Source organism: Streptomyces sp. NPDC042638 (assembly GCF_040647235.1).
GTDB lineage: Bacteria > Actinomycetota > Actinomycetes > Streptomycetales > Streptomycetaceae > Streptomyces > Streptomyces rameus.
The window spans coordinates 1-24,073 of sequence record NZ_JBEZBT010000067.1 but is presented as its reverse complement, the minus strand read 5'-3'; the positions used below and the strand labels follow the sequence as shown (position 1 = coordinate 24,073).

Genomic DNA, 24,073 nt, shown 5'->3' with positions numbered 1-24,073 from the left:
CTCGGCGCGGGGGCGCCTTCCGGAGCCCCCCGCCGAGCCATAACAATGTGTCAACTCTACGCGTGTAGCACGGAGTTGCCGCGCTAGCGTCGCCGACGCCTGCCACCTCCCCTAAGCAGCCCCTTTCCCCGAGGAGAGTGCGCCATCAACGCGTCCAGCCCTCCCGCTGCCGTCGAACTGCGCGGCATCACCAAGCGTTTCCCCGGCGTCGTCGCCAACCGCGACATCGACATCACCGTTCGCACGGGCACCGTCCACGCCCTGTGCGGTGAGAACGGCGCCGGCAAGTCCACCCTGATGAAGATCCTCTACGGCATGCAGCAGCCGGACGAGGGCACCATCACGATCAACGGCGAACAGGTCACCTTCGCCAACCCCGGCGACGCCATCGCCCGCGGCATCGGCATGGTGCACCAGCACTTCATGCTCGCCGACAACCTCACCGTCCTGGAGAACGTCGTCCTCGGCGCGGAGAAGCTGTACGGCATCGGGGGCAGGGCCCGCGCCAGGATCAGGGAGATCTCGGACGCGTACAGCCTGAACGTCCGGCCCGACGTGCTCGTGGAGGAGCTGGGCGTCGCCGACCGCCAGCGCGTGGAGATCCTCAAGGTCCTCTACCGCGGCGCCAAGACCCTCATCCTGGACGAGCCCACCGCCGTCCTCGTGCCCCAGGAAGTCGACGCCCTCTTCGACAACCTGCGCGAGCTGAAGGCCGAGGGTCTCACCGTCATCTTCATCTCCCACAAGCTGGGCGAGGTGCTGTCGGTCGCCGACGAGATCACCGTGATCCGGCGCGGGACCACCGTCGGCACGGTCGAGCCGCGGGGCACCACCCCCAAGCAGCTCGCCGAGCTGATGGTCGGCAGCGAGCTGCCCACCCCGGAGACCGAGGAGTCCACCGTCACGGACGTCCCGATGCTCCGCCTGGACGGTGTGCACCTGGCGCAGACCGACCTCGACGGCATCGAGCGGATCATCCTGGACGATATCTCCTTCACCATCCACAAGGGCGAGGTCCTCGGCATCGCCGGCGTGGAGGGCAACGGCCAGTCCGAGCTGGTCGAGGCGATCATGGGCATGCGGCAGCCCGACGCCGGCGTCGTCACCCTCGACGGCACCGACATCTCCCGCACCCCCACCCGCGACCGCCGCGAGGCCGGCATCGGCTACATCCCCGAGGACCGCCACCGCCACGGCCTGCTGCTGGAAGCGCCCCTGTGGGAGAACCGCATCCTCGGCCATGTCTCCGAGCGGCCCAACTCGCGCGGCGGACTGCTCGACATCAAGGCGGCCCGCGCCGACACCGAGCGGATCGTGCAGGCGTACGACGTCCGCACGCCCGGCATCGACGTGACCGCGGCCTCCCTGTCCGGCGGCAACCAGCAGAAGCTGATCGTCGGCCGCGAGATGAGCCACGACCCCAAGCTGCTCATCGCCGCCCACCCCACCCGCGGTGTGGACGTCGGCGCCCAGGCGGCCATCTGGGACTACATCCGCGAGGCCCGCCGTGAGGGCCTGGCCGTGCTGCTGATCTCCGCCGACCTCGACGAGCTGATCGGCCTCTCCGACACCCTGCGGGTGATGTACCGCGGCCGCCTGGTCGCCGACGCCGACCCCGCCACCATCACCCCCGAAGAGCTGGGCTCCGCCATGACGGGTGCGGCCACCGGCCACCTGGAGCACACAGAGGACGACGAGCGATGAAGAAGCTGACCTCACGGATCGACAAGGAGCGAGTGCTCCTCGGCCTCGCCGCGCCGGTACTGGCGGTCGTCGCCGCGCTCGTCGTCACCGCCCTGGTGATCCTCGCGACCGGCAAGAACCCCGGCGCCGCCTTCAACGACATGCTGACCTACGGCTTCGCCAGCGACAGCCAGGTCTACATCCTGAACAAGGCGACCACGTACTACCTCGCGGGTGTCTCGGTGGCCATCGGCTTCCGGATGAACCTGTTCAACATCGGCGTCGACGGCCAGTACCGGCTCGCCGCGTTCATCGCGGCCGTCCTCGGCGGCGCGCTCACCGTGCCCGGCTGGCTCGCCATCCCGCTGATCGTCATCGCCGCCATGGTGACCGGTGCCCTGTGGGCGGCCATCGCCGGCATCCTCAAGGTGACCCGGGGCGTCAGCGAGGTCATCTCGACCATCATGCTGAACTCGATCGCCACCGCGATCATCGCCTATCTGCTGCAGCCCGGGAAGCTCGCCCGGCTGGAGCAGGGCGGCACCGTCGTCTCCACCAAGCCGCTGCCCTCGTCGTCGTACTTCTTCACGATCAACACGGGCCCGGCCGGTGAGCTGTGGGGCTTCCTCTTCATCGCCGTCCTGGTGGGTATCGCCTACTGGTTCGTGCTCGGCCGCACCCGCTTCGGCTTCGACCTGCGCACGGTCGGCCAGTCCGAGAGCGCGGCCGCCGCCAGCGGCGTCTCGGTGAAGAAGATGGTCGCCACCAGCATGATCATCTCCGGTGCGGTGGCCGGTCTGATCGGCATGCCCACCCTGCTCAACGACAGCCACGCGTTCAGCAACGACTTCCCGGCGGGCATCGGCTTCACCGGCATCGCCATCGCGCTGCTCGGCCGCAACAACCCCGTCGGCATCGCGCTGGGCGCCCTGCTCTGGGGCTTCCTGGAGCGCACCACCAACCACCTGGAGTTCCAGGGCTACGACAAGGAGATCCTCGGCGTCATCCAGGGCGTCATCGTCCTGTGCGTCGTGATCGCCTACGAGGTCGTACGGCGCTACGGCATGAAGCGCCAGCAGCAGAAGGTCGGCGCCGAACTCGCCGCGCTGGCCGCCGCCCCGACGAAGAAGCAGGAGGTGGCGTGATGACTGCCACGATGACCGACGCGCCGCCGCCCGCGGCGCCCAAGGCGGCGGGCGCCCCGCAGCGCTCGGGCCGCTCCCTCGGCCAGATCCTCGTGATCGTCGCCGGCGCCCTGCTGCTCGTCGCGGCCGTCCGTATGATCACCGGCTCCGACCAGCTCGACTCCGCCGGACAGGTCTCCGCCGCGCTCGGCCTCGCCGTCCCCATCGGCCTCGCCGGGCTCGCCGGCCTGTGGTCCGAGCGGGCCGGCGTGGTCAACATCGGCCTCGAGGGCATGATGATCCTCGGCACCTTCGGCGCCGGCTGGATCGGCTGGGAGTCCAGCCCCTGGCTCGGCCTGCTGTGCGGCATCGGCTTCGGCGTCCTCGGCGGTCTGGTGCACGCCGTCGCCACGGTCACCTTCGGCGTCGACCACATCGTCTCCGGTGTCGCCGTCAACCTGCTCGCGCTCGGCGCCACCCAGTACCTCGCCAAGCTGTTCTTCGCCGGCGGCAAGGCCGCGGAGGCGGGCGGCAACCCCAAGCAGTCCCCGCCCGCGGACTCGCTGCCGGACATCACGATCCCCGGCCTCTCGGACGGCCTCGCGTCGGTCGAGAAGCACCACTGGTTCCTCGTCTCCGACCTGGCCGGCATCATCGGCGGTCTGGTCACCAACCTGTCCGTGATCACGGTCCTCGCCGTGCTGCTGTTCGTCGGCAGCTGGTGGGTGCTGTGGCGCACCCCGTTCGGGCTGCGGCTGCGCTCCTGCGGTGAGAACCCGACCGCCGCCGAATCGCTCGGCGTCGACGTCTACCGGTACAAGTACGCGGCCGTGGCCGTCTCCGGCGGCCTCGCCGGCCTCGGCGGCGCGTTCCTCGCACTGGTCACCTCGCACACCTACCTGGAGGGCCAGACCGGAGGCCGCGGCTACATCGGTCTCGCCGCCATGATCTTCGGCAACTGGCGCCCCGGCGGTCTGGCCATGGGCGCGGGCCTGTTCGGCTACTCCGACGCGCTCCAGCTGCGCAACGGCGGCGTGACCGTCCACGCGCTGCTCCTGCTGCTGGTCGTCCTGCTCGCGCTGCTGGCCGGCTGGAAGCTGTACAAGAAGGCCATGTGGCAGGGCGTGATCAGCGCCGTCATGGCCGCGCTGGTCCTGGTCTGGTACCTGGTCACCGACGAGGTCCCGAGCGACTTCGTGGGCGCCACCCCGTACGTCGTCACGCTGCTGGTGCTGTCGCTGTCCGCGCAGCGCCTGCGGATGCCGAAGGCGGACGGTATGCGGTACCGGAAGGGCCAGGGCAAGTGACCGGGCGAGCCGCCGCCTTCGACTGGGAGGCGCTGCGCGCCGAGGCGCGGGAGGCCATGTCCCACGCCTACGCGCCCTACTCGGGGTACCCGGTCGGCGTGGCGGCCCTGGTCGACGACGGCCGCGTCGTCACCGGCTGCAACGTCGAGAACGCCTCCTACGGCCTCGGCCTGTGCGCCGAGTGCGGCCTGGTCTCGCAGCTCCAGCGCACGGGCGGCGGCCGTCTGACGCACTTCACCTGTGTGGACGGCGAGGGCGCCCTCCTGGTGCCCTGCGGTCGCTGCCGCCAGCTGCTCTACGAGTTCGGCGGCCCGGACCTGCTCCTGGACACCCCCGAGGGTGTCCTGCCGCTCTCCGAGATGCTGCCCCAGGCCTTCGGCCCGGGCCATCTCACCAAGTAACTCCCGTACGGCCCCCCTGATCCGCTCAGGGGGGCCGTACACCTTCGCACCTCCCGGAAGGAAGCCATCAGCCATGGCCATGGACGCCATCTCCGTCATCCGCACCAAGCGGGACCGCGGCGAACTGACCGACGAGCAGATCGACTGGGTCATCGACGCGTACACCCGCGGCGAGGTCGCCGACTACCAGATGGCCGCGCTCAACATGGCCATCCTGCTGAACGGCATGAACCGCCGCGAGATCGCCCGCTGGACCGCGGCCATGATCGCCTCCGGCGAGCGCATGGAGTTCTCCTCGCTGTCCCGCCCGACGGCCGACAAGCACTCCACCGGCGGCGTCGGCGACAAGATCACCCTGCCGCTGGCCCCGCTCGTCGCCGCGTGCGGCGCCGCCGTCCCGCAGCTCTCCGGCCGCGGCCTCGGCCACACCGGCGGCACCCTGGACAAGCTGGAGTCGATCCCCGGCTGGCGCGCCCTGCTCTCCAACGAGGAGATGCTGCACGTCCTCGACACCACGGGCGCGGTGATCTGCGCGGCGGGCGACGGCCTGGCCCCCGCGGACAAGAAGCTGTACGCCCTGCGTGACGTGACCGGCACGGTGGAGGCCATCCCGCTGATCGCCTCCTCGATCATGTCGAAGAAGATCGCCGAGGGCACCGGTTCGCTGGTGCTGGACGTGAAGGTCGGCACGGGCGCCTTCATGAAGACCATCGAGGACGCCCGCGAGCTGGCGTCCACGATGGTCGGCCTCGGCACGGACCACGGGGTGAAGACGGTCGCGCTGCTCACCGACATGTCCACCCCGCTCGGCCTCACGGCGGGCAACGCCCTGGAGGTCCGCGAGTCGGTCGAGGTGCTGGCCGGCGGCGGTCCCGCGGACGTCGTGGAGCTGACGGTGGCCCTGGCCCGCGAGATGCTCGACGCGGCCGGCATCAAGGACGCCGACCCCGCGAAGGCCCTGGCCGACGGCTCCGCGATGGACGTCTGGCGCCGGATGATCGCGGCCCAGGGCGGCGACCCGGACGCCGAGCTGCCCACCTCCAAGGAGCAGCACGTCATCAAGGCCCCGGCCGCCGGTGTCCTGACCCGCCTCGACGCCTACGACATCGGCATCGCCGCCTGGCGCCTGGGCGCCGGCCGCGCCCGCAAGGAGGACCCGGTGCAGGCGGCGGCGGGCGTGGAGATGCACGCCAAGCCGGGCGACACGGTGACCGAGGGCCAGCCCCTGCTCACCCTGCACACGGACACCCCCGAGCGCTTCGAGTACGCGCTCCAGGCGGTCACGGGTTCCTACGACATCGCGGCCCCGGGCACCGACTTCCAGGCCACCCCGGTGGTGTTGGAACGTATCGCCTGACCTGCGATTTCATCGTCCGGGTGAACGGGACCGGTGGACCTCCACCGGTCCCACGGCCACGCTCCGCCGGGAACCCGGGGGCGTGGGCCGCCGGGGCCTTCGCGCGGTGAAGTGCGGTTTTCCCGGCGGCCGACCCGGCGTCACTCACCCCAGCAGCGCCGCCACCCCCACCAGGACCGGCACCGAGGCGATCGTCGACAGGAGGACCGAGTCCCGGGCCAGGGACTCGGCCACCTGGTAGCGGCTGGCGTAGGTGAAGAGGTTCTGGGCGGACGGGAGGGCGGAGGTCACCACCACGTCCAGCAGGGGCGCGCCGTGCATGCCGAGGACGGTGGTGGCCAGGGCCCAGGCGATCAGCGGCTGGGCCAGGGACTTCAACGCCACCGACAGCAGCACCGGCTGACGGTCACGCCCCCGGCCGGGGAACGCGCTGCCGTGCAGGGACATGCCGAAGGCCAGCAGGGCCGCCGGGACCGACATGTCGCCGATCAGGGTGAGCGGGTCCAGCACCGGGCCGGGAACCTTCCAGCCCGCCGCCGACACCACGACCCCGGACAGCGAGCCCACGGCGATGGGATTGCGCAGCGGGGTCAGCGCACGCCGCCACACCGGGCCCTTCTCGCCCATGCCGGACAGGTCCAGGACCGTGAGGGCGACGGGGGTGACCAGGACGACCTGGAAGAGCAGCACCGGTGCCACCAGCGACGCGTCGCCCAGCACATACGCGGCGATCGGGATGCCGAGGTTGCCCGAGTTGACGTAACCGGAGCACAGGGCGCCGATCGTCGTACGGCCCACGCCCCAGCGCCGCGGCGCGCCGACCGCCACGAAGATCCCGGCGACGGCCGCCGTGCTCAGGGCCGTCACCAGCAGGCGCCCGGAGAAGAGCACCGAGAGGTCGGCCTCGGCGAGGGTGGTGAACAGCAGCGCGGGTCCGGCCAGGGTGAAGGCCAGCCTGGTCAGCACCTCACGGCCCTGCTCGCCGAGCGTCCCGCGCCGCCCGATCACATAGCCCACCGCGATGACGATCGCGATCACCGCGAACCCGCTCAGGACCCCCGCCACGGAGCCACCCTCCGGCGCGGGACGCGGATCGGTCAATGTGATCTTCGACAGCTTCGCGGACGGCGGTGCGGGCGCGCGTTCACCCCGGCCGATGAGTTCCGCCCGCCCGGCCGGTCTATCCGCTCGTGGACGCCCAGATGCCTGCCGTGCTCGTGCTGCCCGGACCCGTCAGCCGGGACCAGGTGCCGGGGCTGTGTGCCGAGGTGCGGGCGCTGCTGGAGAGCGGCCGGGGGAGGGTGGTCGTCTGTGACGTGGGCGGGCTCGGACCGCCGGGGCTGGCCGTCGTGGATCTGCTGGCCCGGCTGGAGCTGACCGCCCGCCGGTCCGGCGGGCGGATACGGCTGCGGGACGCCGATCCCGCGCTACGCGCCCTTCTCGGCCTCGTCGGCCTCCGCTTCCAGATGGAGGGGCAGGTCGAAGAGCGGGAACCAGCGCTGGGTGTCGAGGAAGCAGTGGAAACCGGTGATCCGGCCGTCTGAGATCTCCAGCACCTGCACCGCCCACGGGCTGAACCCGCCGTTCTCCGGGTCCGGCTTGTAGTGCGCGAAGCCCGGCAGGCCGTTGGCCCGGACCGGCAGCAGCCGGGAGCCGGCGCAGGACGCGCCGATGGTGGTCATGAAGCCGGTGATGTCGGCGGTGCCGCGCAGCCACAGGTCGAACGGCGGCATCGTCATGATGGCGTCCTCGTGCAGCAGCGCCGTCAGTGCCGTCATGTCGTAGCCCTCGAAGGCCTTGACGTACCGCTCCAGCAGCTTCTGCTGCTCCTCGTCGAGCGGATCGGACACCGCACCCTCGCCGCCCGCCGTCTCGCGCTCGGCGAGGGTGGCCCGGGCCCGCTGCAGGGCGCTGTTGACCGAGGCGACCGAGGTGTCCAGCAGCTCGGCGACCTCGCTCGCCTTCCAGGCCAGCACCTCGCGCAGGATCAGCACCGCCCGCTGCTTGGGCGGCAGCTGCTGCAGGGCCGCCATGAAGGCGAGCCGGACGGACTCCTTGGCCACCGCCGCCTCCGCCGGATCGTCCACCGTCGGCAGCACGCGGGTGTCGGGCATCGGCTCCAGCCAGATGGAGTCCGGGCGGGGCGAGAGCGCCGCCTGGGCGAGCGGTGTGGATTCGGTCAGGTCCATCGGGCGGGCCCGCTTGTTGCCCGCCGTCAGCATGTCCAGGCACACGTTCGTCGCGATCCGGTACAGCCACGAGCGCACCGAGGAGCGGCCCTCGAACTTGTCGTAGCTCCGCCAGGCCCGCACCAGGGTGTCCTGCACCGCGTCCTCGGCCTCGAAGGAGGAGCCGAGCATGCGGTAGCAGTACCCGGTCAGCTCGGTCCGGTGCTTCTCCAGTACGACGTCGAGATCCGCCGTCGCCGTTCCGTTGCCCATCGTCCACCCACCCCTGTGGCCGTTCCTGTGGCGCGCCTTCGCACCCCGGCACTGGGGAAGCTACCGCAGCCCACCGACAATGACCCCCGGAGTACGGGAACGCCCAGCTCAGAACGGTTGCTCAACGGCGAGAAGCGGCGTGCGCGGCTCAGTGCGCGCCCACCGGCTCCCGGCGGGCCGCGACCCGGGCGGCCCGGGAACCGAGGACGGTGATCGTGACGACGCCGAGCACCGCCAGGAGGCCGACCCCGACCGTGCCGGACCAGCCGTCCGCGTGGAAGGCCAGCGCGCCGACCGTGCTGCCGACGCTGGAGCCGATGTAGTACGCGGACTGGTAGAGCGCCGACGCCTGGGCGCGGCCGTGCGTGGCCGTCTTGCTGACGGCCGAGGAGGCGACCGCGTGCCCGGCGAAGAAGCCCGCCGTGATCAGGACCAGGCCCAGCAGCACCAGCGGGAGCGAGGAGGCCAGGGACAGCAGCAGCCCCGAAGCCGTCGTACCGCCCGCCAGGTACAGCGCGCCGCGGCGGCCGAGGCGGCCCACCAGACGGCCCGCCGTGGACGCCGAGACCGTGCCCACCAGGTAGACCAGGAAGATCGAGCCGACGATGCCCTGCGGCAGCCCGAACGGCGCGCCCGTCAGGCGGTAGCCGATCACCGTGTACACGCCGCCGAACACCGTCATGAACAGCGCGCCGATCGCGTACAGCCGGCGCAGCAGCGGGTCGGAGAGGTGGTCGCGGACCGTGCCGAGCAGCACGCGCGGGCGCAGTGAGCCCGCCTGGAAGTGCCGGGGGGCGGGCAGCAGCAGCCGGAAGGCCACCGCGCACCCGACCGCGATCAGGCCGATCACGCCGACCGAGACCCGCCAGCCCCACGCCTGGGCCACCCAGCCGGTGATCACCCGGCCGCTCATGCCACCGACGCTGTTGCCCGCGACGAACAGACCGATCGCGGTGACCAGGGCCTTCGGGCGGACCTCCTCGGCCAGATACGCCGTCGCCGAGGCCGTCAGTCCGGCGAGCGCCGCGCCCTGCACCGCCCGCAGCACCACCAGCGCGCCGATCGACGGCGCGAACGGCACCAGCATCCCGACCGTGACGGCGACGGCCAGCGAGGCCGTCATCACCGTACGGCGCCCGAACCGCTCGGACAGGGCGCTCATGGGCAGCACGAACAGGGCCAGTCCGCCGGTCGCGGCCGCCACGGTCCAGCTGGCCTCGCTCGCCGCGACGCCGAACTCGCCGGAGATCAGCGGCAGCAGGGCCTGGGTGGAGTAGAGGAGGGCGAAGGTGGCGACGCCGGCCAGGAAGAGGGCGAAGCTCATCCGGCGGTAGCCGGGGCCGCCCGGGGTCAGCCGGGTATCCGCGCGGGGGGAGGAGGGGACGGGCGTGACGGCGTCCAGGGTGGTGGACGCCCCGGTACTGGCGGGAGACATGCTTCGACCGTAGGGACGGCACCTCTCATCCGTCCAATGCATGGAATGGTCATAATCGTTCCCATGGCGCATCAGCAGAGGTCACAGGGGCGGCTGTCACCATCCGGTGACACAGAAGACATGACGGAGATGTCGCGGACGCTGGCACCGCGCCTCGCCTACTTCGCCGGCGTGGCCCGCACCGAGCACGTCACCCGGGCCGCCCACGAGATGAACGTGCCCCAGTCGACGCTCTCCCGGGCGATGGCCCGTCTGGAGCAGGACCTGGGCGTCGGCCTGTTCACCCGGCACGGCCGCACGGTCTCCCTGACCACCGCCGGCCGCACCTTCCTCGCCTCCGTGGAACGGGCTCTCGCCGAGATCGAGCGCGCCGCCGAGGAGGTCCGCGCGGACGCCGACCCGGCCACCGGCAAGGTCGCCTTCGGCTTCCTGCACACCATGGGCGCGGAGACCGTACCGGGGCTGCTGCACGCCTTCCGCGCCGATCACCCGCGCGTGCGCTTCAGCCTGGTCCAGAACTACGGCGAGGCGATGCTGGAGGGGCTGCGGGCGGGCGAACTCGACCTCTGTCTGACCTCCCCGGTGCCCGACGCCCCCGACCTGGTCGCCCGCCGCCTGGACGAACAGAAGCTCCGTCTGGTCGTCCCCGCCGACCACCGGCTGGCCGCACGCCGCCGTATCCGCCTGGCCGAGGCGTCCGACGAGACCTTCGTGACCCTGGAACCGGGGTACGGGCTGCGGCGGATCACGGACGACCTGTGCCGCGAGGCCGGGTTCAAGCCGCGGGTCGCCTTCGAGGGCGAGGAGGCCGAGACGCTGAGGGGACTGGTGGCGGCGGGGCTGGGAGTCGCTCTCCTGCCGCCCCCGACGGTCGCGCGTCCGGGCGTGGTGGAGCTGACCGTCACGGCGCCCAGGGCCGCCCGGGAGATCGGCGTCGCCTGGCTGGCCGACCGCCCCGACACCCCACCGGTGGCCGCCTTCAAGAAGTTCCTGCTCTCCCGGAGGGGCAACCTGCTCCCCGCCTGATCCACGCCCGTCCCGAGGAAAGCGGTGACCGCGTGACACACATCCGCGGCCCGGCTACGAGGGCCTACGCCCGGCGCGCCGAGGCACGCACCTGACGCCGCGAGGCCGCCCTCCGGGCGGCGACGGGAATGGTCAGACAGGCCCTACCGCTTCAACGAGCGGCCGAAGCCCGCGGCCAGTGGCATGCGGAGGCCGATCGGCGGTGGTGCGGCCAGCGCGTCCTCCACCGGCCGTGACACCGGGCACCCGAACAGGGCGCCCATCACGAAGTCCGCTGTCAGGGAGAGCACTTCGCTCCGGTGGCCGTGCAGTCCGTGTCCGTCGGAGTGCACTTCGAACCGGCACACCTCCCGGTTCACCTTCTTCGCCCGCGCCGCGAACCGGAACGACAGCTCGGGATCGGTCCGTTCGTCGTTCGTGCCGTGCGCGATCAGTACCCGCCGTCCGACCAGCTGCTTCACCGGCTCGGCCGGCGCGGCGACGTCCTCCTCCGGCAGCCACGGAGCCAGTGCCACCACGGAGTTGACGGCCTCGTGGCCGCCCACCCGCAGCGCCGCGCGTCCGCCCATGTCCACGCCGGCCAGACACACGGGAACGTCCCCGTAGCGTCGTACGACCTCGTCGGCGGCCCACTCGGCGTCCGCCGCCAGATGTGCCTCGCTGCCGTTCCAGCCGCGGTAGCGGTACCGGACGGGGTGGACGGCCAGCCCCTCGCCGCGGCCCGCGCGGGCGAGCGCGCGGCCCAGGGAGCGGATGAAGGCCGTCGCCCAGACGGGGGACGGCCGGCGGGCGGAGACCTCCTCCCCGCCGGGGAGCAGCAGCACCGCTCCGCTCACCGACGTCGGCTCCGGGCCGACCGCCTTTCCCAGCCCGGCCGTTCGGACCGGTCTCGCTTGCTGTCCCATGACAGAACAGTGTCAGAAGGCGGGGTGTACGAAACCCGTCCTGGGGGTCACCGTTCCGCATCGGCGGAAAAGTGCCGGAAAACAGTCGACGCGCGCGCCGGGTGCTCTACGCGCGTAGGAGTTAGAGTGCGGAAATGACGAGCCAGACTGCACCCACGGGGGCCGTCCCGGCGCCCGTGCCGGCCCACGTTCCGACGCCGGACCAGATCCGCCGGGCGCCCAAGGTACTGCTGCACGATCATCTCGACGGCGGGCTCCGCCCGGGGACCGTCGTCGAACTCGCCCGGGAGAGCGGGTACACCGAGCTTCCCGAGACCGACCCGGACAAGCTGGGACTCTGGTTCCAGGAGGCCGCCGACTCCGGCTCGCTGGAACGGTATCTGGAGACCTTCCGGCACACCGTCGCCGTGATGCAGAGCCGGGAGGCCCTGGTCCGGGTCGCCCGCGAGTGTGCCGAGGACCTCGCCGAGGACGGGGTCGTCTACGCCGAGGTGCGCTACGCGCCCGAGCAGCACCTCGACGCGGGGCTGACCCTGGAAGAGGTGGTCGAAGCCGTCAACGAGGGCTTCCGGCAGGGTGAGCGGCTGGCCCGGGAGAACGGCCACCGGATCCGGGTCGGCGCTCTGCTGACCGCCATGCGGCACGCGGCCCGCTCCCTGGAGATCGCCGAACTCGCCAACCGCCACCGGGACTCCGGCGTGGTCGGCTTCGACATCGCCGGTGCCGAGGCGGGTTACCCGCCCACCCGCCACCTCGACGCCTTCGAGTACCTGAAGCGGGAGAACAACCACTTCACCATCCATGCCGGCGAGGCCTTCGGGCTGCCCTCGATCTGGCAGGCGCTCCAGTGGTGCGGCGCCGACCGGCTCGGGCACGGGGTGCGGATCATCGACGACATCGAGGTCCGCGAGGACGGCTCGGTCAGGCTCGGCCGGCTCGCCTCCTACGTGCGGGACAAGCGCATCCCGCTGGAGCTGTGCCCCAGCTCCAACCTCCAGACCGGCGCGGCGTCCTCCTACGCCGAGCACCCGATCGGGCTGTTGCGACGGCTGCACTTCCGGGCCACGGTGAACACCGACAACCGGCTGATGTCGCACACCAGCATGAGCCGGGAATTCGAGCACCTCGTCGAAGCGTTCGGCTATACGCTCGACGACCTGCAGTGGTTCTCCGTCAATGCGATGAAATCAGCGTTCATTCCTTTCGATGAACGACTCGCGATGATCAATGACGTGATCAAGCCCGGCCATGCCGAGCTGAAGTCCGAATGGCTGTTCCAGCAGACCGCTTCCACCAGCGGTTCCGGCGGTTCCGGCGGTTCACCGGCATAGCCGCCGGGCTCTGACCGGTACGGAATGCGGACGCGCTTTCACAAGGCGTCCGCATTTCGGTGTTTGCGGCGGGTGGTCCGGCATGTTTACGGTCGTGGACCGCTCAGATCGTTCGTGATCATCCGTCTCCGCTCGCAAGGACACATTCCCCATGAAGCAGTCTGCCGCCAAGACCCTGGGCGTCACCGCCCTCGGTGCCGCCATCGCCGCCGTCGGCGCCGGCGCGGCCAACGCCGCCCCGGCCGTCCCGGACGCCACGCAGGCCCTGGACACCGTCACCAAGACGCTGCCGGCGGAGAACGTCGGCAGCGCGCTGCCGGGCGCCACCCAGGCGCTCACCCAGGGACAGGGCGCCCTCGGCGCCGGGGTGGCCGCCGCCCAGCCCGCCGTGCAGAAGGTCCTCGCCGAGGGACCGTCCGCGCCGGTCGCCCAGCTGCTCGGCGGACTGCCGCTGCAGAAGACGGGTCTGCCCACGCACGGGGTGCCGGTGAACGGGATTCCGCTCGGCTGACACCGTCGGCCGTGCGACGCCGCTGGGGCGCACCGGAACCGTCCGGGAGCGCCCCAGCGGCGTACGCGCGTCTCGGCGCCTGAGGGCTGCTCACCAGGCGGTACGGGCCTTGTCCTCGGACGGCAGCAGCAGCCACAGCGCTATGTAGACCAGGAACTGCGGGCCCGGCAGCAGGCAGGAGACCAGGAAGATCACCCGCATCGTCGTGGCGGAGGTGCCGAAACGCCGGGCGAGTGCGGCGCAGACTCCGCCGATCATCCGGCCGTGGGTGGGGCGGGCAAGGGCGGTCATGTCGGCTCCTCCGTGGTCGTCGGCTCGCTCACGAGCCGGTGGCGGGCCCGGGCCGGGACCCTTCAACTGTCTTCCACGGTACGGAGACGAACGGGACGAAGCATCGCTCTACGGGGCGATACCGACCCTGGGAATCGTCGGGGTACGCCCCTGAGCCGGCTCCTCCTGGACGGTGGCCGCCTGCCCGGTCTCCCCGGGCTCCCGCTCCTCCTGCCGCCGCAGCCGGGCCCGGCCCGCCGGAACGACGGCCAGGTGGGCCAGGACGACACCCGCCGTGTTCAGCAGCAGCGAGTCGACGTCCACGACCCGGCCCGGCACGCCGGTCTGCAGCAGGGCGATACCGAGGGAGACCAGAGCACCGGCCGCCGCCGTACGGATCAGCGAGGCGAGCGGGGAGACGGTGAGCCTGCCGTGCGCCGCCGGCAGCAGCACGCCCAGCGGCGCGAGCAGCGCGAGACCCTCGCCGAGAGGTCTGGCGGCCCCCGGCCAGCCCAGGGCCAGATCGGCCCGGATGCCCGCCAGCGGGCGCAGATTCGGGGGCATCACCCAGGGGACGTCCAGGGGGCGCAGCATCAGCCAGGCGACGAGGACGAGGTGCGCGACGAGGAGGACACCTCCTGTCACCCGGATGCGGATCGCGGCGCTGCCGCCGATGGAGCCTTGACGCTGCACGCCTGCCAAGACGCCAGGGCGGGCGGGATTGGTTCCGCAGTGGAAACGTTTTGGCGCAGACCCGCTGTGTCCGGGGCGGGGCCGGGTGGCGCGCGGTCCCCGCGGGCGGGGTGCGGCGCCGCTCCGGCGGCCCTGCACGCCCGCGGCAGGGCGGCTGCTATCCGCCCGTGACCGCGCCGGACGGCGGCCGGGTGGTACCGGGGTGGTCGCGGACGTCGTCGGTGCACTCGTAGCGCCGCAGCGGGCCCGGCCCCGGGCCGCCCAGGATGACCGAGCCGTTGTCCTCCGTCGCCGCCGAGTCGGACAGGGTGCACACCAGCTGGGCCAGGGCGTAGGAGGTCAGACGCGAGGGTGCGGTGCTCAGGCGCAGCGCGTCCTCGGGGTCCTTCGGCCCGGGCCCGCGCACGCCGAGGCCGCCCGGTACGTACGTCGTATAGCCCGCGGAGCGTTCCGCGGCCGACGGCGACGTGGCGAGCTGGTCCAGCAGCCCCTGGGCCACGATCATCCGGCGCTGGGCGTCCGGGGTGCCCTCCGGCACCCGTACGGCGCGGTCCACGGCCACCAGGGAGGCACCGCACAGCAGGAAGACCTGCACCGGCACCCCGCGCGAGGACTGCGCGGACACGTCGGGCCCGGCCAGCGAGCAGGGCACCCGGGACGGCGCCGCCCCGAAGTCGGTCGGCACCTCCGTGGCCCGGATGCCGCAGCCGGTGAGCAGCACGCCCAGGAGGGGCAGCGCCAGCAGGCGTCGTACGGTCATGACCCCTCCTTTCCCGAGTCGTCCCGCTCGGTCTTGCTGTGCGTGCCGTCCCCCACGTCCCCCACGTCCCCGCCGTCCTCCTCGGTCAGCCGCGAGGCGTCCCGTGGCAGCCGGAGCGTGAACACCGCTCCGCCCTCGGGGGAGTTGGCGGCGGTGATCTCGCCGCCGTGGATGTGCGCGTTCTCCAGGGCGATGGAGAGGCCGAGTCCGCTGCCCTCGGAGCGCGGCCGGGAGGCGCTCGCCTTGTAGAAGCGGTCGAAGACGTGCGGGAGGACGTCCTCGGGGATGCCGGGTCCGTGGTCGCGGACCTGGATCTCCATCGAGTCGTCCGCCTGCCGCACCGTCACCCGCACCGGAGACCCGCCGTGCTTGAGCGCGTTGCCGATCAGGTTGGCGAGGATGACGTCCAGCCGGCGCGGGTCCAGGCGGGCGTGCAGGCCGCGCTCGACGTCCAGTTCGACCGCGTCCAGCCAGGCACGGGCGTCGATACAGGCGGTGATCTGGTCGGCGACGTCGACATCGTCCAGGACCAGCCGGGCGGTGCCCGCGTCGAAGCGGGTGACCTCCATCAGGTTCTCGACCAGGTCGTTCAGCCGGCGGGTCTCGCTGACCACCAGCCGGACGGCGGGCTCGACCATCGGGTCGATGCCCCCGGCCTCCGACTCCAGCTCCTCCTCCAGCACCTCGGTGACGGCGGTGATGGCGGTGAGCGGGGTGCGCAGCTCGTGCGACATGTCGGCGACGAACCGGCGGGACGCGTCGTCCCGCGCGGCCATCTCCGCGACCCGCTGCTCCAGTGCCTCGGCCGCGTTGTTGAACGTCCGCGACAGGTCGGCGAGTTCGTCGGTGCCGGAGACCCGCAGCCGGGTGTCCAGCCTGCCCTCGCCGAGCCGGCGGGCGGCCACGCCGAGCCGGTGCACCGGCTTCAGCACGGTCGTGGCGGCGGCCTGCGCGAGCAGCGCGGCACCGATCAGCGCGAGCCCGGTCGCGATGCCCAGCGACCAGGCCAGCGAGTTGAGGTCCTTCGCCTCCGGCTCCAGGGACTTCGCCATGTAGCCGCTCGGACCGCCGCCGATGACGCGGGTGCCGGCCACCAGGTAGGGCGTGCCGTGGTCCACGACCCGCTGCCAGTACAGGTGGTACGGCTCCTTGTTGGAGCCGGTCACCGGCTGCCGCTTGGCCACGGCCGTGCGCAGTGACTCGGGCACGTCCTCCAGCGCGAAGCCGTTGATGCCGCCCGAATTGCCGTACACCGTCTTGCCGTCGGCGTCCTGGGCGACCAGGAGCACGCTGAAGCGCTGGCTGCTGGCGGCCATCTGGCCGGCGGCACGCTGCAGCTGGTCCTGGTTCGGGTGCGCGGGCAGCGCGCCCGCGCGGTTCTGCATCTCCTGCCGGAAGTCGTTCAGCACCGCGTCCTGGGCGCGGGTGAGCACGGCCTCCCGGTTGAGCCAGTAGGCGATGCCCGACGCCGACACCGCGGCCGTGAGCGCCACCAGTCCGAACACCAGCACCAGCCGCAGCCTGAGGCTGGTGAACCGCAGCCGCGACAGACTTCCCTTGCGCCCCGCGGTCCAGCCGCGCAGCCCCCTGTGCGTGTCGGTCACTGAGGAGAGTCCAGGCGGTAGCCGACACCACGCACGGTACGGATCAGCGTCGGGGACGAGGGCACGTCCTCCACCTTGGCGCGCAGCCGCTGCACGCACGCGTCGACCAGGCGGGAGTCGCCCAGGTAGTCGTGCTCCCACACCAGCCGCAGCAACTGCTGGCGGGACAGCGCCTGGCCGGGGCGCCGGCTCAGCTCCAGCAGCAGCCGCAGCTCGGTCGGGGTCAGCTGGAGGTCCTCGCCGTTCTTCGTCACGGTCATGGCCGACCGGTCGATGACGAGGTTGCCGAAGGTCGCCGAGTCGCTGGACTCACGCTCCCCGCGCCTGAGCACGGCCCGGATCCGGGCGTCGAGCACCCGCCCCTGCACCGGCTTGACGACGTAGTCGTCGGCCCCCGACTCCAGCCCGACCACGACGTCGATGTCGTCGTTGCGCGCGGTCAGCAGGATGATCGGCAACTGGTCCGTGCGCCGGATGCGCCGGCACACCTCGAACCCGTCGATGCCGGGCAGCATCACGTCCAGCACGATCAGGTCCGGCCGCTGCTCGCGCAGCAGCTTCAGACCGTCCTCGCCACTGGCAGCGGTGGCCACCCGGTGTCCCTGGCGCGTCAGGGAGAGCTCCAGGGCCGTACGGATGGCGTCGTCGTCCTCGATCAGCAACAGGGAAGGCACGGGCTCATTCTGGCCCATGGACGGGGTGTCGTACGACCTGCTGACGGCATGCCTTCTCCAGCGCCACCACCTGTGTGCGGTGTGTGACCGGCCTGGGAGGAGCCCCTGTGACAGGTCTGTGACAGTCGGCGGACACGGCCATGAAGTGGCCCCGGCAGTCTTTTGGTCACGGGTCGGACGGCGAGCCGGAACCGGCCCGGCAAGACCGAATCACCGGTGAGTCCACGACGGGGGAGCGCGAGATGAACACGCTGCACGGCATCAGCACCAGCGCAGTGGTCACGCGTCTGCACGACGTGAACCGGGGATCCGAGAAGTCCGGTGCCGTGAGCCCGCGGGGGTGCGCTCGCGGCACCGGGCGTCAGCACACCGCCTACATGACGGTGGTTGACGCGCACACGGGGGAAGCGCACGGGGGAGCCGCGTACGGGGAGGCCCCGGGGGAGCGTCGTTCCCTGAGCGAGGCGGAGTTCACCGCCTACGTCCAGGAGCGCCGCGCCTCCCTGTACGCCACCGCCTACCACCTGACCGGTGACCGCTTCGAGGCCGAGGACCTGCTGCAGAGCGCGCTGTTCTCGACGTACCGGGCGTGGGACCGGATCAGCGACAAGGCGGCGGTCGGCGGTTACCTCCGCCGCACCATGACGAACCTGCACATCAGCGCCTGGCGGCGCCGCAAGCTCAACGAGTACCCGACCGAGGAACTGCCGGAGACGCCCGGCGAGACGGACGCGATGCGCGGTACCGAGCTGCGCGCGGTCCTGTGGCAGGCGCTGGCCCGGCTGCCCGAACTCCAGCGCACCATGCTGGTCCTGCGCTACTACGAGGGCCGCACGGACCCGGAGATCGCGGAGATACTCGGCATCAGTGTCGGCACGGTCAAGTCCAGCATCTGGCGGTCGCTCCGCCGGCTGCGCGAGGACGAGGTCCTCAGCTTCGGCCGTGCCGAGGAGGACGCCTTCGGCGAGCTGGTCGCCTGAGGCTCAGGGGTCACGGGGGTGCCCTGAGGGGGGAAACGGGGGAATCGCGGGCCACCGGGGGGTGGGATCACGGGGGAACCACGGGGGAGCAAGAGGAACGGGACTGGTGGGCCGGGGGGTCCGACCAGTCCCGTTCCGCGTTCCGTCACGAGGGCGACGGTCAGGGCCAGGACCAGGGCGGGGGTCAGGCCACCGTCCGCTGGCGTACCTGCCGGCCCGCCGCCGCTGCCGTGAGCCGGCCCAGCGCCTCGTCCCGGTCGCACGCGTGGGCACCCAGTGACACCTGGCGGGTGATGATCGACCGCTCCGCGCGCATCAGCCGCCAGCCGCGGCGCAGCAGGAACGGCACCGACTTGCGGCCCTCCCGCAGATCCCGCAGGAAGCGCCGCCGGAAGGTGGTGACCGGTCCACGGGTCAGGCACAGCGCGTCCGCGAGCAGGCCCAGTTCCCGGCAGCGCCCGACGATCTCCGCGGCGAAGATGCCCTCCGCGATGAACAGCGGGGTACGGCCGATGTGCAGCGCCTCCTCGCCGGTCCGGGCGCTCAGCGCGATGTCGTACACCGGCACCGGCGTCGACCCCGTCGCACACAGCCGGGCGATGGCCTCGACGGCGACGTCCGCGTCCCACGACTGCGGGTGGTCCCAGTCGATGTCCGAACTCCCCTGCACCAGGGGCAGGGTCGGGTCGTCACCCTCCTTGTAGAAGTCGTCCAGGCGCAGCACGGGAAGCCCGGAACGGGCGGCGACGAGTGACTTGCCCGAGCCCGAGGGGCCGCACAGCAGCACGACACGGGCGGGGGCCGGAGGATGAATGCTCACGGAACACCAGTTTGACGCATGGCGAGCGCCCTGCCGACCCCGCGGGTCGGCTTTTGAGCGTGAGTCTCACCTCAACTACCCTCAGTGCCGACATCATTACCCTGCGCACCAGAAGGTGGCATCAGCGATGGCCCGACACACCTCCCCCCAGCACATCACCGCGCAGCGCGCCCTGGTCGCCCTCGCCGCCGCCGGAGCGGCGCTGGGCGCGGGCGCGGCCACGGCCCACGCGGGCGCCGGCTCCCCGATCCTGGACGTGCCGTGGCGGCCCACCTCGCTGGGCAAGGTCGACCCGCAGGCGGGCCTGACGGCCCTGACCGGCGTGGTCGGCTACGTCACCGGCCCGGTCGCCGGCCTCAAGCCCAACCCGCTCGCGGGCACGGGCGTGGACCCCCTGGACAACGGCGTGGGCACGCAGCTCGCCGACTTCAAGCCCGTCGGCTCCCGGACGCTGACGGCTCCGCTGGCGCAGGCGCGGTCGCTCGGCAGCGTGCCGGTGGTGGGGCAGCTGCTCGGGCACTGAGGCGTCCCGGAAAGGGGTGCGGGGAACCGCGCGAGCGGCCGGGAGCGTCCCGCGCCCGGCCGGATTCCGCGGTTCCCCGCACCGGTCCCGTCAGTAGGAAGAACCGGACGCGCCCAGCGAACCCGTCGGGTGCCAGACCGTCTTGGTCTCCAGGAACGCCGTCATCCGGTCGATCCCCGGCGTCTCGAAGTAATCCACAGCCTGTGGACGCAGGACCCGCTTCAGATTGTCCGCCGCCGCGATCTCCAGCTCCTTCGCCAGCGCCTCGTCCGCGCCCGCGAGGTCGATCGCGTTGACGTCCTGGTGCGCGGCCAGCGGCGCCGCGATCTCCGCCGTACGGCCGGACAGCACGTTGACCACACCGCCCGGGACGTCGGAGGTGGCCAGCACCTCGCCCAGGGACAGCGCCGGCAGCGGGGACTTCTCGGACGCGATGACGACCGCCGTGTTGCCGGTGGCGATCACCGGGGCCACGACCGACACCAGGCCGAGGAAGGACGACTCCTGCGGGGCCAGGACGGCGACCACGCCGGTCGGCTCGGGGGAGGAGAGGTTGAAGTACGGGCCGGCGACCGGGTTGGCGCCGCCGGTCACCTGGGCGATCTTGTCGGTCCAGCCCGCGTACCAGACCCAGCGGTCGACGGCCGCGTCGACGACCGCCGCCGCCTTGGACTTCGACAGGCCCTCCGCGTCCGCGACCTCCCGGACGAACTGCTCCCTGCGGCCCTCCAGCATCTCCGCGACGCGGTAGAGGACCTGGCCGCGGTTGTACGCGGTCGCGCCGGACCAGCCGCCGAACGCCTTGCGCGCGGCCACGACCGCGTCACGGGCGTCCTTGCGGGAGGAGAGGGGCGCGTTCGCCAGCCACTTGCCCTTCGAGTCCGTCACCTCGTACACCCGGCCGCTCTCGGAACGCGGGAACTTCCCGCCGACGTACAGCTTGTAGGTCTTGAAGACGCTCAGACGGTCAGACATCGAGGTAAGCCTCCAGGCCGTGGCGACCGCCCTCGCGGCCGAAGCCCGACTCCTTGTAACCGCCGAACGGCGAGGTCGGATCGAACTTGTTGAACGTGTTGGACCAGACGACACCGGCGCGCAGCTTGTTCGCGACGGCCAGGATCCGGGAGCCCTTCTCGGTCCAGATGCCGGCGGACAGGCCGTACTGGGTGTTGTTCGCCTTGGCGACCGCCTCGTCCGGCGTGCGGAAGGTGAGGACCGACAGCACCGGGCCGAAGATCTCGTCACGGGCGATGGTGTGCGCCTGGGTGACGTTCGTGAACAGGGTCGGCGCGAACCAGTAGCCGGAGGAGGGGAGTTCGCAGGCCGGGGACCAGCGCTCGGCGCCCTCCGCCTCGCCCCGCTCGGCCAGCGCGGTGATCCGGGCCAGCTGCTCGGCGGAGTTGATCGCGCCGATGTCGGTGTTCTTGTCCAGCGGGTCGCCGAGGCGCAGCGTGGACAGGCGGCGCTTGAGGGCGTCCAGCAGCTCGTCCTGGATCGACTCCTGGACCAGCAGACGGGAGCCCGCGCAGCAGACCTGGCCCTGGTTGAAGAAGATGCCGGTGACGACGCCCTCCACGGCCTGGTCGACGGGGGCGTCGTCGAAGACGATGTTGGCGCCCTTGCCGCCCAGTTCGAGGGTGAGCTTCTTCTCCGTGCCCGCCACCGTGCGGGCGATCTCCTTGCCGACGGCCGTGGAGCCGGTGAAGGCGACCTTGTTCACGTCCGGGTGCGCGACGAGCGCGGCGCCCGCGTCGCCGTAGCCCGGGAGGATGTTGACGACACCCTTGGGCAGGCCCGCCTGGCGGCAGATGTCCGCGAAGAACAGGGCGGACAGCGGGGTCGTCTCGGCCGGCTTCAGCACGACCGTGTTGCCGGTCGCGAGGGCCGGGGCGATCTTCCACGCCAGCATCAGGAGGGGGAAGTTCCACGGGATGACCTGGCCGGCCACGCCCAGCGGACGAGGGTTCGCGCCGAAGCCGGCGTGGTCGAGCTTGTCGGCCCAGCCCGCGTAGTAGAAGAAGTGCGCGGCGACCAGCGGGAGGTCCGCGTCGCGGGTCTCCCTGATCGGCTTGCCGTTGTCCAGCGTCTCCAGGACCGCCAGCTCACGGCTGCGCTCCTGGACGATGCGGGCGATGCGGAACAGGTACTTGGCGCGCTCGGCGCCGGGCAGCGCCGACCACTTCTCGAACGCCTTGCGGGCGGCCCTCACCGCGCGGTCGACGTCCTCGGCGCCGGCCCGGGCGACCTCGGAGAGGACCTCCTCGGTCGACGGCGAGACCGTCTTGAAGACCTTGCCGTCGGCGGCCTCGGTGAACTCGCCGTCGATGAACAGCCCGTACGAGGGCGCGATGTCGACGACCGCGCGGGACTCGGGGGCGGGTGCGTACTCAAAAGCCATGGGGGATCAGTCCACCGTCACGTAGTCGGGGCCGGAGTAGCGGCCGGTGGCCAGCTTCTGGCGCTGCATCAGCAGGTCGTTGAGCAGCGAGGAGGCGCCGAAGCGGAACCAGTGGTTGTCCAGCCAGTCCTCGCCCGCGGTCTCGTTGACCAGGACCAGGAACTTGACGGCGTCCTTCGTGGTGCGGATGCCGCCGGCGGGCTTCACGCCGACCTGCACGCCGGTCTGGGCGCGGAAGTCGCGCACCGCCTCCAGCATCAGCAGGGTGTTGGCGGGGGTCGCGTTGACGGCGACCTTGCCGGTGGAGGTCTTGATGAAGTCGGCGCCCGCCAGCATGCCGAGCCAGGAGGCGCGGCGGATGTTGTCGTACGTCGACAGCTCGCCGGTCTCGAAGATGACCTTCAGCCGGGCGCTGGTCCCGCAGGCCTCCTTCACGGCGATGATCTCGTCGTACACCTTCAGGTACCTGCCGGCCAGGAACGCGCCCCGGTCGATGACCATGTCGATCTCGTCGGCGCCGGCGGCGACGGCGTCACGCACGTCGGCCAGCTTCACGTCGAGCGCGGCGCGGCCGGCCGGGAAGGCGGTGGCCACCGAGGCGACCTTCACGCCCGAGCCGGCGACGGCCTCCTTGGCGACGGCCACCATGTCGGGATAGACGCAGACGGCGGCCGTCGTGGGGGTCGTCCGGTCCGTCGGGTCCGGGTGGACCGCCTTGGCGCCGAGCGCCCGGACCTTGCCCGGGGTGTCCGCGCCTTCCAGCGTCGTCAGGTCGACCATCGAGATGGCGAGGTCGATGGCGTACGCCTTCGCGGTGGTCTTGATGGAACGGGTACCGAGAGACGCGGCGCGCGCCTCCAGGCCGACCGCGTCGACGCCGGGCAGCCCGTGGAGGAAGCGGCGCAGCGTGCCGTCGGACGCGGTGACGTCCGAGAGAACGTGAGCTGTGGGTGCGGTAGTGGGCATGGTCACCAGACGAGCATATCTACGCGCGTAGCGGCTGTACACCCCCGCCGCTCGTAACCGGCCGGCAGATCACGGATGAGCGCCGGTTCCCGGGCGGGCGGCCACGTGCCCGGCGCTGTCGTGCAGAATCGGGCCATGACCACCCCGGACCACCCGTCACCCGCGTCACAGCCTCCGGCGCCCACCGCCAGGGACCGGATCTACCGCTCGCCCCTGGGGCTGGCGGGCGGCGTGCTGCTGCTCCTGGTCGTGCTCTGGCTGGGCTTCGACGCGCTGTTCAAGGGCGACGGCCGCACGCCGTGGCTGGCGCTGGCCGGCCTGATCCTGATCGTGCCGCTGATCGTCGCCTTCACGCTGCGCCCCGCGGTCTTCGCGAACGAGGAGCGGCTGCGGGTCCGCAACCCCCTGCGGGTGATCACCCTGCCCTGGGCGGAGGTCGCCGGCCTGCGCTCCGGCTACTCCAACGAGGTCCTCGCCAGGACCGGCACCAAGTACCAGCTGTGGGCCGTCCCCGTCTCGCTGCGGGCCCGCAAGAAGGCGGCCCGCCGGCAGCAGCGGGCGGCGTCGGACGCGGCCCGGGGCGTGACACCGGGCGGCCGGGGCGGCACCCTCGGCCCGGGCACCCTCGGCCCGGGCGGCCTCGGTCTCGGCGGGTTCAGTCTGCGCGGACCGGACACCGGCCCGACCCGCGCCGAGACCGACCAGGTCATGGACGACCTGCGGGAACTCCTGGAGCGCCACGGGGAGACCGGGCCGGGGCAGGGCGAGGTCACCGTGCGCTGGGCCTACGAGGTGGCCGCCCCCGCGGTTGCGGTCACCGGGGATACCGAGCGCCCGCAGCAGGCTGTCCAGCGCGGTGCCGGC

General features: G+C 72.0%; 25 protein-coding genes. 12 read left to right on the top strand and 13 right to left on the bottom strand.

Annotated elements, in window-relative coordinates; genetic code table 11:
• Positions 1-144: 144 nt before the first annotated feature.
• From AB0B40_RS33800 to AB0B40_RS33780, 5 genes are all read left to right on the top strand, one after another.
• Positions 145-1,704: an ABC transporter ATP-binding protein gene (locus AB0B40_RS33800; RefSeq protein ID WP_345048231.1), complete on the top strand. Its 1,560-nt coding sequence runs from the start codon at positions 145-147 to the stop codon at positions 1,702-1,704.
• Positions 1,701-2,828, top strand: coding sequence for an ABC transporter permease (locus AB0B40_RS33795; protein WP_345048138.1), 1,128 nt, complete (start codon positions 1,701-1,703; stop codon positions 2,826-2,828). Before AB0B40_RS33800 ends, AB0B40_RS33795 begins: the two co-directional genes overlap by 4 nt.
• Positions 2,828-4,114: an ABC transporter permease gene (locus AB0B40_RS33790; RefSeq protein WP_345048139.1), complete on the top strand. Its 1,287-nt coding sequence runs from the start codon at positions 2,828-2,830 to the stop codon at positions 4,112-4,114. The genes AB0B40_RS33795 and AB0B40_RS33790 overlap by 1 nt, the downstream gene beginning before the upstream one ends.
• Entirely contained in the window at positions 4,111-4,515 is a 405-nt protein-coding gene (locus tag AB0B40_RS33785; RefSeq protein WP_345048140.1) for a cytidine deaminase, read from the top strand. The genes AB0B40_RS33790 and AB0B40_RS33785 overlap by 4 nt, the downstream gene beginning before the upstream one ends.
• Before the next feature lie 73 nt (positions 4,516-4,588).
• A complete protein-coding gene (locus AB0B40_RS33780) occupies positions 4,589-5,872 on the top strand; it encodes a thymidine phosphorylase (RefSeq protein ID WP_345048142.1) in 1,284 nt (427 codons plus the stop codon).
• Positions 5,873-6,016: 144 nt separating this feature from the next.
• On the opposite strand, the gene AB0B40_RS33775 is transcribed toward AB0B40_RS33780, so the two are convergent.
• Positions 6,017-6,937 carry an AEC family transporter gene (locus AB0B40_RS33775; protein WP_345048143.1) on the bottom strand — a complete coding sequence of 307 codons (921 nt, stop codon included), beginning with the start codon at positions 6,935-6,937 and terminating at the stop codon, positions 6,017-6,019.
• 137 nt (positions 6,938-7,074) lie between these two features.
• Between AB0B40_RS33775 and AB0B40_RS33770 the strand changes: the two genes are divergently transcribed.
• Positions 7,075-7,416, top strand: a complete 342-nt coding sequence (locus AB0B40_RS33770) for an STAS domain-containing protein (RefSeq protein WP_345048144.1) — start codon at positions 7,075-7,077, stop codon at positions 7,414-7,416.
• On the opposite strand, the gene AB0B40_RS33765 is transcribed toward AB0B40_RS33770, so the two are convergent.
• Both AB0B40_RS33765 and AB0B40_RS33760 read right to left on the bottom strand, forming a co-directional pair.
• Positions 7,300-8,313 (bottom strand): sigma-70 family RNA polymerase sigma factor, encoded by a 1,014-nt coding sequence (locus AB0B40_RS33765; protein ID WP_345048145.1) that lies wholly within the window; start codon positions 8,311-8,313, stop codon positions 7,300-7,302. The two genes, AB0B40_RS33770 and AB0B40_RS33765, sit on opposite strands and share 117 nt — an antisense overlap.
• 148 nt (positions 8,314-8,461) lie before the next feature.
• Complete coding sequence (locus AB0B40_RS33760; RefSeq protein ID WP_362267331.1) at positions 8,462-9,748, bottom strand: MFS transporter; 1,287 nt, start codon at positions 9,746-9,748, stop codon at positions 8,462-8,464.
• A 63-nt stretch (positions 9,749-9,811) separates the two neighbouring features.
• On the opposite strand from AB0B40_RS33760, the gene AB0B40_RS33755 reads away from it, so the two are divergent.
• Entirely contained in the window at positions 9,812-10,774 is a 963-nt protein-coding gene (locus tag AB0B40_RS33755) for a LysR family transcriptional regulator (protein WP_345048148.1), read from the top strand.
• Positions 10,775-10,917: 143 nt separating this feature from the next.
• Here the strand turns inward: AB0B40_RS33755 and AB0B40_RS33750 are convergent, their stop codons facing one another.
• Positions 10,918-11,679 carry an alpha/beta hydrolase gene (locus AB0B40_RS33750; RefSeq protein ID WP_345048150.1) on the bottom strand — a complete coding sequence of 254 codons (762 nt, stop codon included), beginning with the start codon at positions 11,677-11,679 and terminating at the stop codon, positions 10,918-10,920.
• 134 nt (positions 11,680-11,813) lie between these two features.
• Here AB0B40_RS33750 and AB0B40_RS33745 point away from each other — a divergent pair, with 134 nt between their 5' ends.
• Both AB0B40_RS33745 and AB0B40_RS33740 read left to right on the top strand, forming a co-directional pair.
• A complete protein-coding gene (locus AB0B40_RS33745) occupies positions 11,814-13,010 on the top strand; it encodes an adenosine deaminase (protein ID WP_345048152.1) in 1,197 nt (398 codons plus the stop codon).
• Positions 13,011-13,161: 151 nt separating this feature from the next.
• Positions 13,162-13,521 carry an ATP-binding protein gene (locus tag AB0B40_RS33740; protein ID WP_345048153.1) on the top strand — a complete coding sequence of 120 codons (360 nt, stop codon included), beginning with the start codon at positions 13,162-13,164 and terminating at the stop codon, positions 13,519-13,521.
• A 90-nt stretch (positions 13,522-13,611) separates the two neighbouring features.
• Here AB0B40_RS33740 and AB0B40_RS33735 read toward each other — a convergent pair whose 3' ends face one another.
• From AB0B40_RS33735 to afsQ1, 5 genes are all read right to left on the bottom strand, one after another.
• The gene (locus tag AB0B40_RS33735) at positions 13,612-13,812 is read right to left on the bottom strand and encodes a PspC domain-containing protein (RefSeq protein ID WP_345048154.1); all 201 of its coding nucleotides are present in this window, start codon (positions 13,810-13,812) and stop codon (positions 13,612-13,614) included.
• Positions 13,813-13,920: 108 nt separating this feature from the next.
• Positions 13,921-14,484, bottom strand: coding sequence for a VanZ family protein (locus tag AB0B40_RS33730; RefSeq protein ID WP_345048156.1), 564 nt, complete (start codon positions 14,482-14,484; stop codon positions 13,921-13,923).
• A 157-nt stretch (positions 14,485-14,641) separates the two neighbouring features.
• A complete protein-coding gene (locus tag AB0B40_RS33725) occupies positions 14,642-15,244 on the bottom strand; it encodes a hypothetical protein (protein ID WP_345048157.1) in 603 nt (200 codons plus the stop codon).
• Entirely contained in the window at positions 15,241-16,848 is a 1,608-nt protein-coding gene (locus AB0B40_RS33720; protein WP_345048158.1) for a HAMP domain-containing sensor histidine kinase, read from the bottom strand. The genes AB0B40_RS33725 and AB0B40_RS33720 overlap by 4 nt, the downstream gene beginning before the upstream one ends.
• Positions 16,845-17,522: a two-component system response regulator AfsQ1 gene (afsQ1, locus tag AB0B40_RS33715; RefSeq protein ID WP_184965132.1), complete on the bottom strand. Its 678-nt coding sequence runs from the start codon at positions 17,520-17,522 to the stop codon at positions 16,845-16,847. The genes AB0B40_RS33720 and afsQ1 overlap by 4 nt, the downstream gene beginning before the upstream one ends.
• A 242-nt stretch (positions 17,523-17,764) precedes the next feature.
• Between afsQ1 and AB0B40_RS33710 the strand changes: the two genes are divergently transcribed.
• Positions 17,765-18,502 carry a SigE family RNA polymerase sigma factor gene (locus tag AB0B40_RS33710; protein ID WP_345048160.1) on the top strand — a complete coding sequence of 246 codons (738 nt, stop codon included), beginning with the start codon at positions 17,765-17,767 and terminating at the stop codon, positions 18,500-18,502.
• Between the two features lie 184 nt (positions 18,503-18,686).
• On the opposite strand, the gene AB0B40_RS33705 is transcribed toward AB0B40_RS33710, so the two are convergent.
• Entirely contained in the window at positions 18,687-19,322 is a 636-nt protein-coding gene (locus AB0B40_RS33705; RefSeq protein WP_345048162.1) for a uridine kinase, read from the bottom strand.
• A gap of 127 nt (positions 19,323-19,449) precedes the next feature.
• On the opposite strand from AB0B40_RS33705, the gene AB0B40_RS33700 reads away from it, so the two are divergent.
• Complete coding sequence (locus AB0B40_RS33700; protein WP_345048164.1) at positions 19,450-19,845, top strand: hypothetical protein; 396 nt, start codon at positions 19,450-19,452, stop codon at positions 19,843-19,845.
• A 90-nt stretch (positions 19,846-19,935) separates the two neighbouring features.
• On the opposite strand, the gene AB0B40_RS33695 is transcribed toward AB0B40_RS33700, so the two are convergent.
• The 3 genes from AB0B40_RS33695 to deoC are packed head-to-tail and all read right to left on the bottom strand — an operon-like array spanning position 19,936 to position 23,209.
• The gene (locus tag AB0B40_RS33695; protein WP_345048165.1) at positions 19,936-20,820 is read right to left on the bottom strand and encodes an aldehyde dehydrogenase family protein; all 885 of its coding nucleotides are present in this window, start codon (positions 20,818-20,820) and stop codon (positions 19,936-19,938) included.
• Entirely contained in the window at positions 20,813-22,243 is a 1,431-nt protein-coding gene (locus AB0B40_RS33690) for an aldehyde dehydrogenase family protein (RefSeq protein WP_362267327.1), read from the bottom strand. The genes AB0B40_RS33695 and AB0B40_RS33690 overlap by 8 nt, the downstream gene beginning before the upstream one ends.
• A gap of 6 nt (positions 22,244-22,249) precedes the next feature.
• On the bottom strand, positions 22,250-23,209 hold the full coding sequence (gene deoC / locus AB0B40_RS33685; RefSeq protein ID WP_345048233.1) for a deoxyribose-phosphate aldolase: 960 nt from the start codon (positions 23,207-23,209) through the stop codon (positions 22,250-22,252).
• Between the two features lie 135 nt (positions 23,210-23,344).
• Between deoC and AB0B40_RS33680 the strand changes: the two genes are divergently transcribed.
• Positions 23,345-24,073: PH domain-containing protein (locus tag AB0B40_RS33680; RefSeq protein WP_362267325.1), on the top strand; the 729-nt coding region annotated here is incomplete at its 3' end.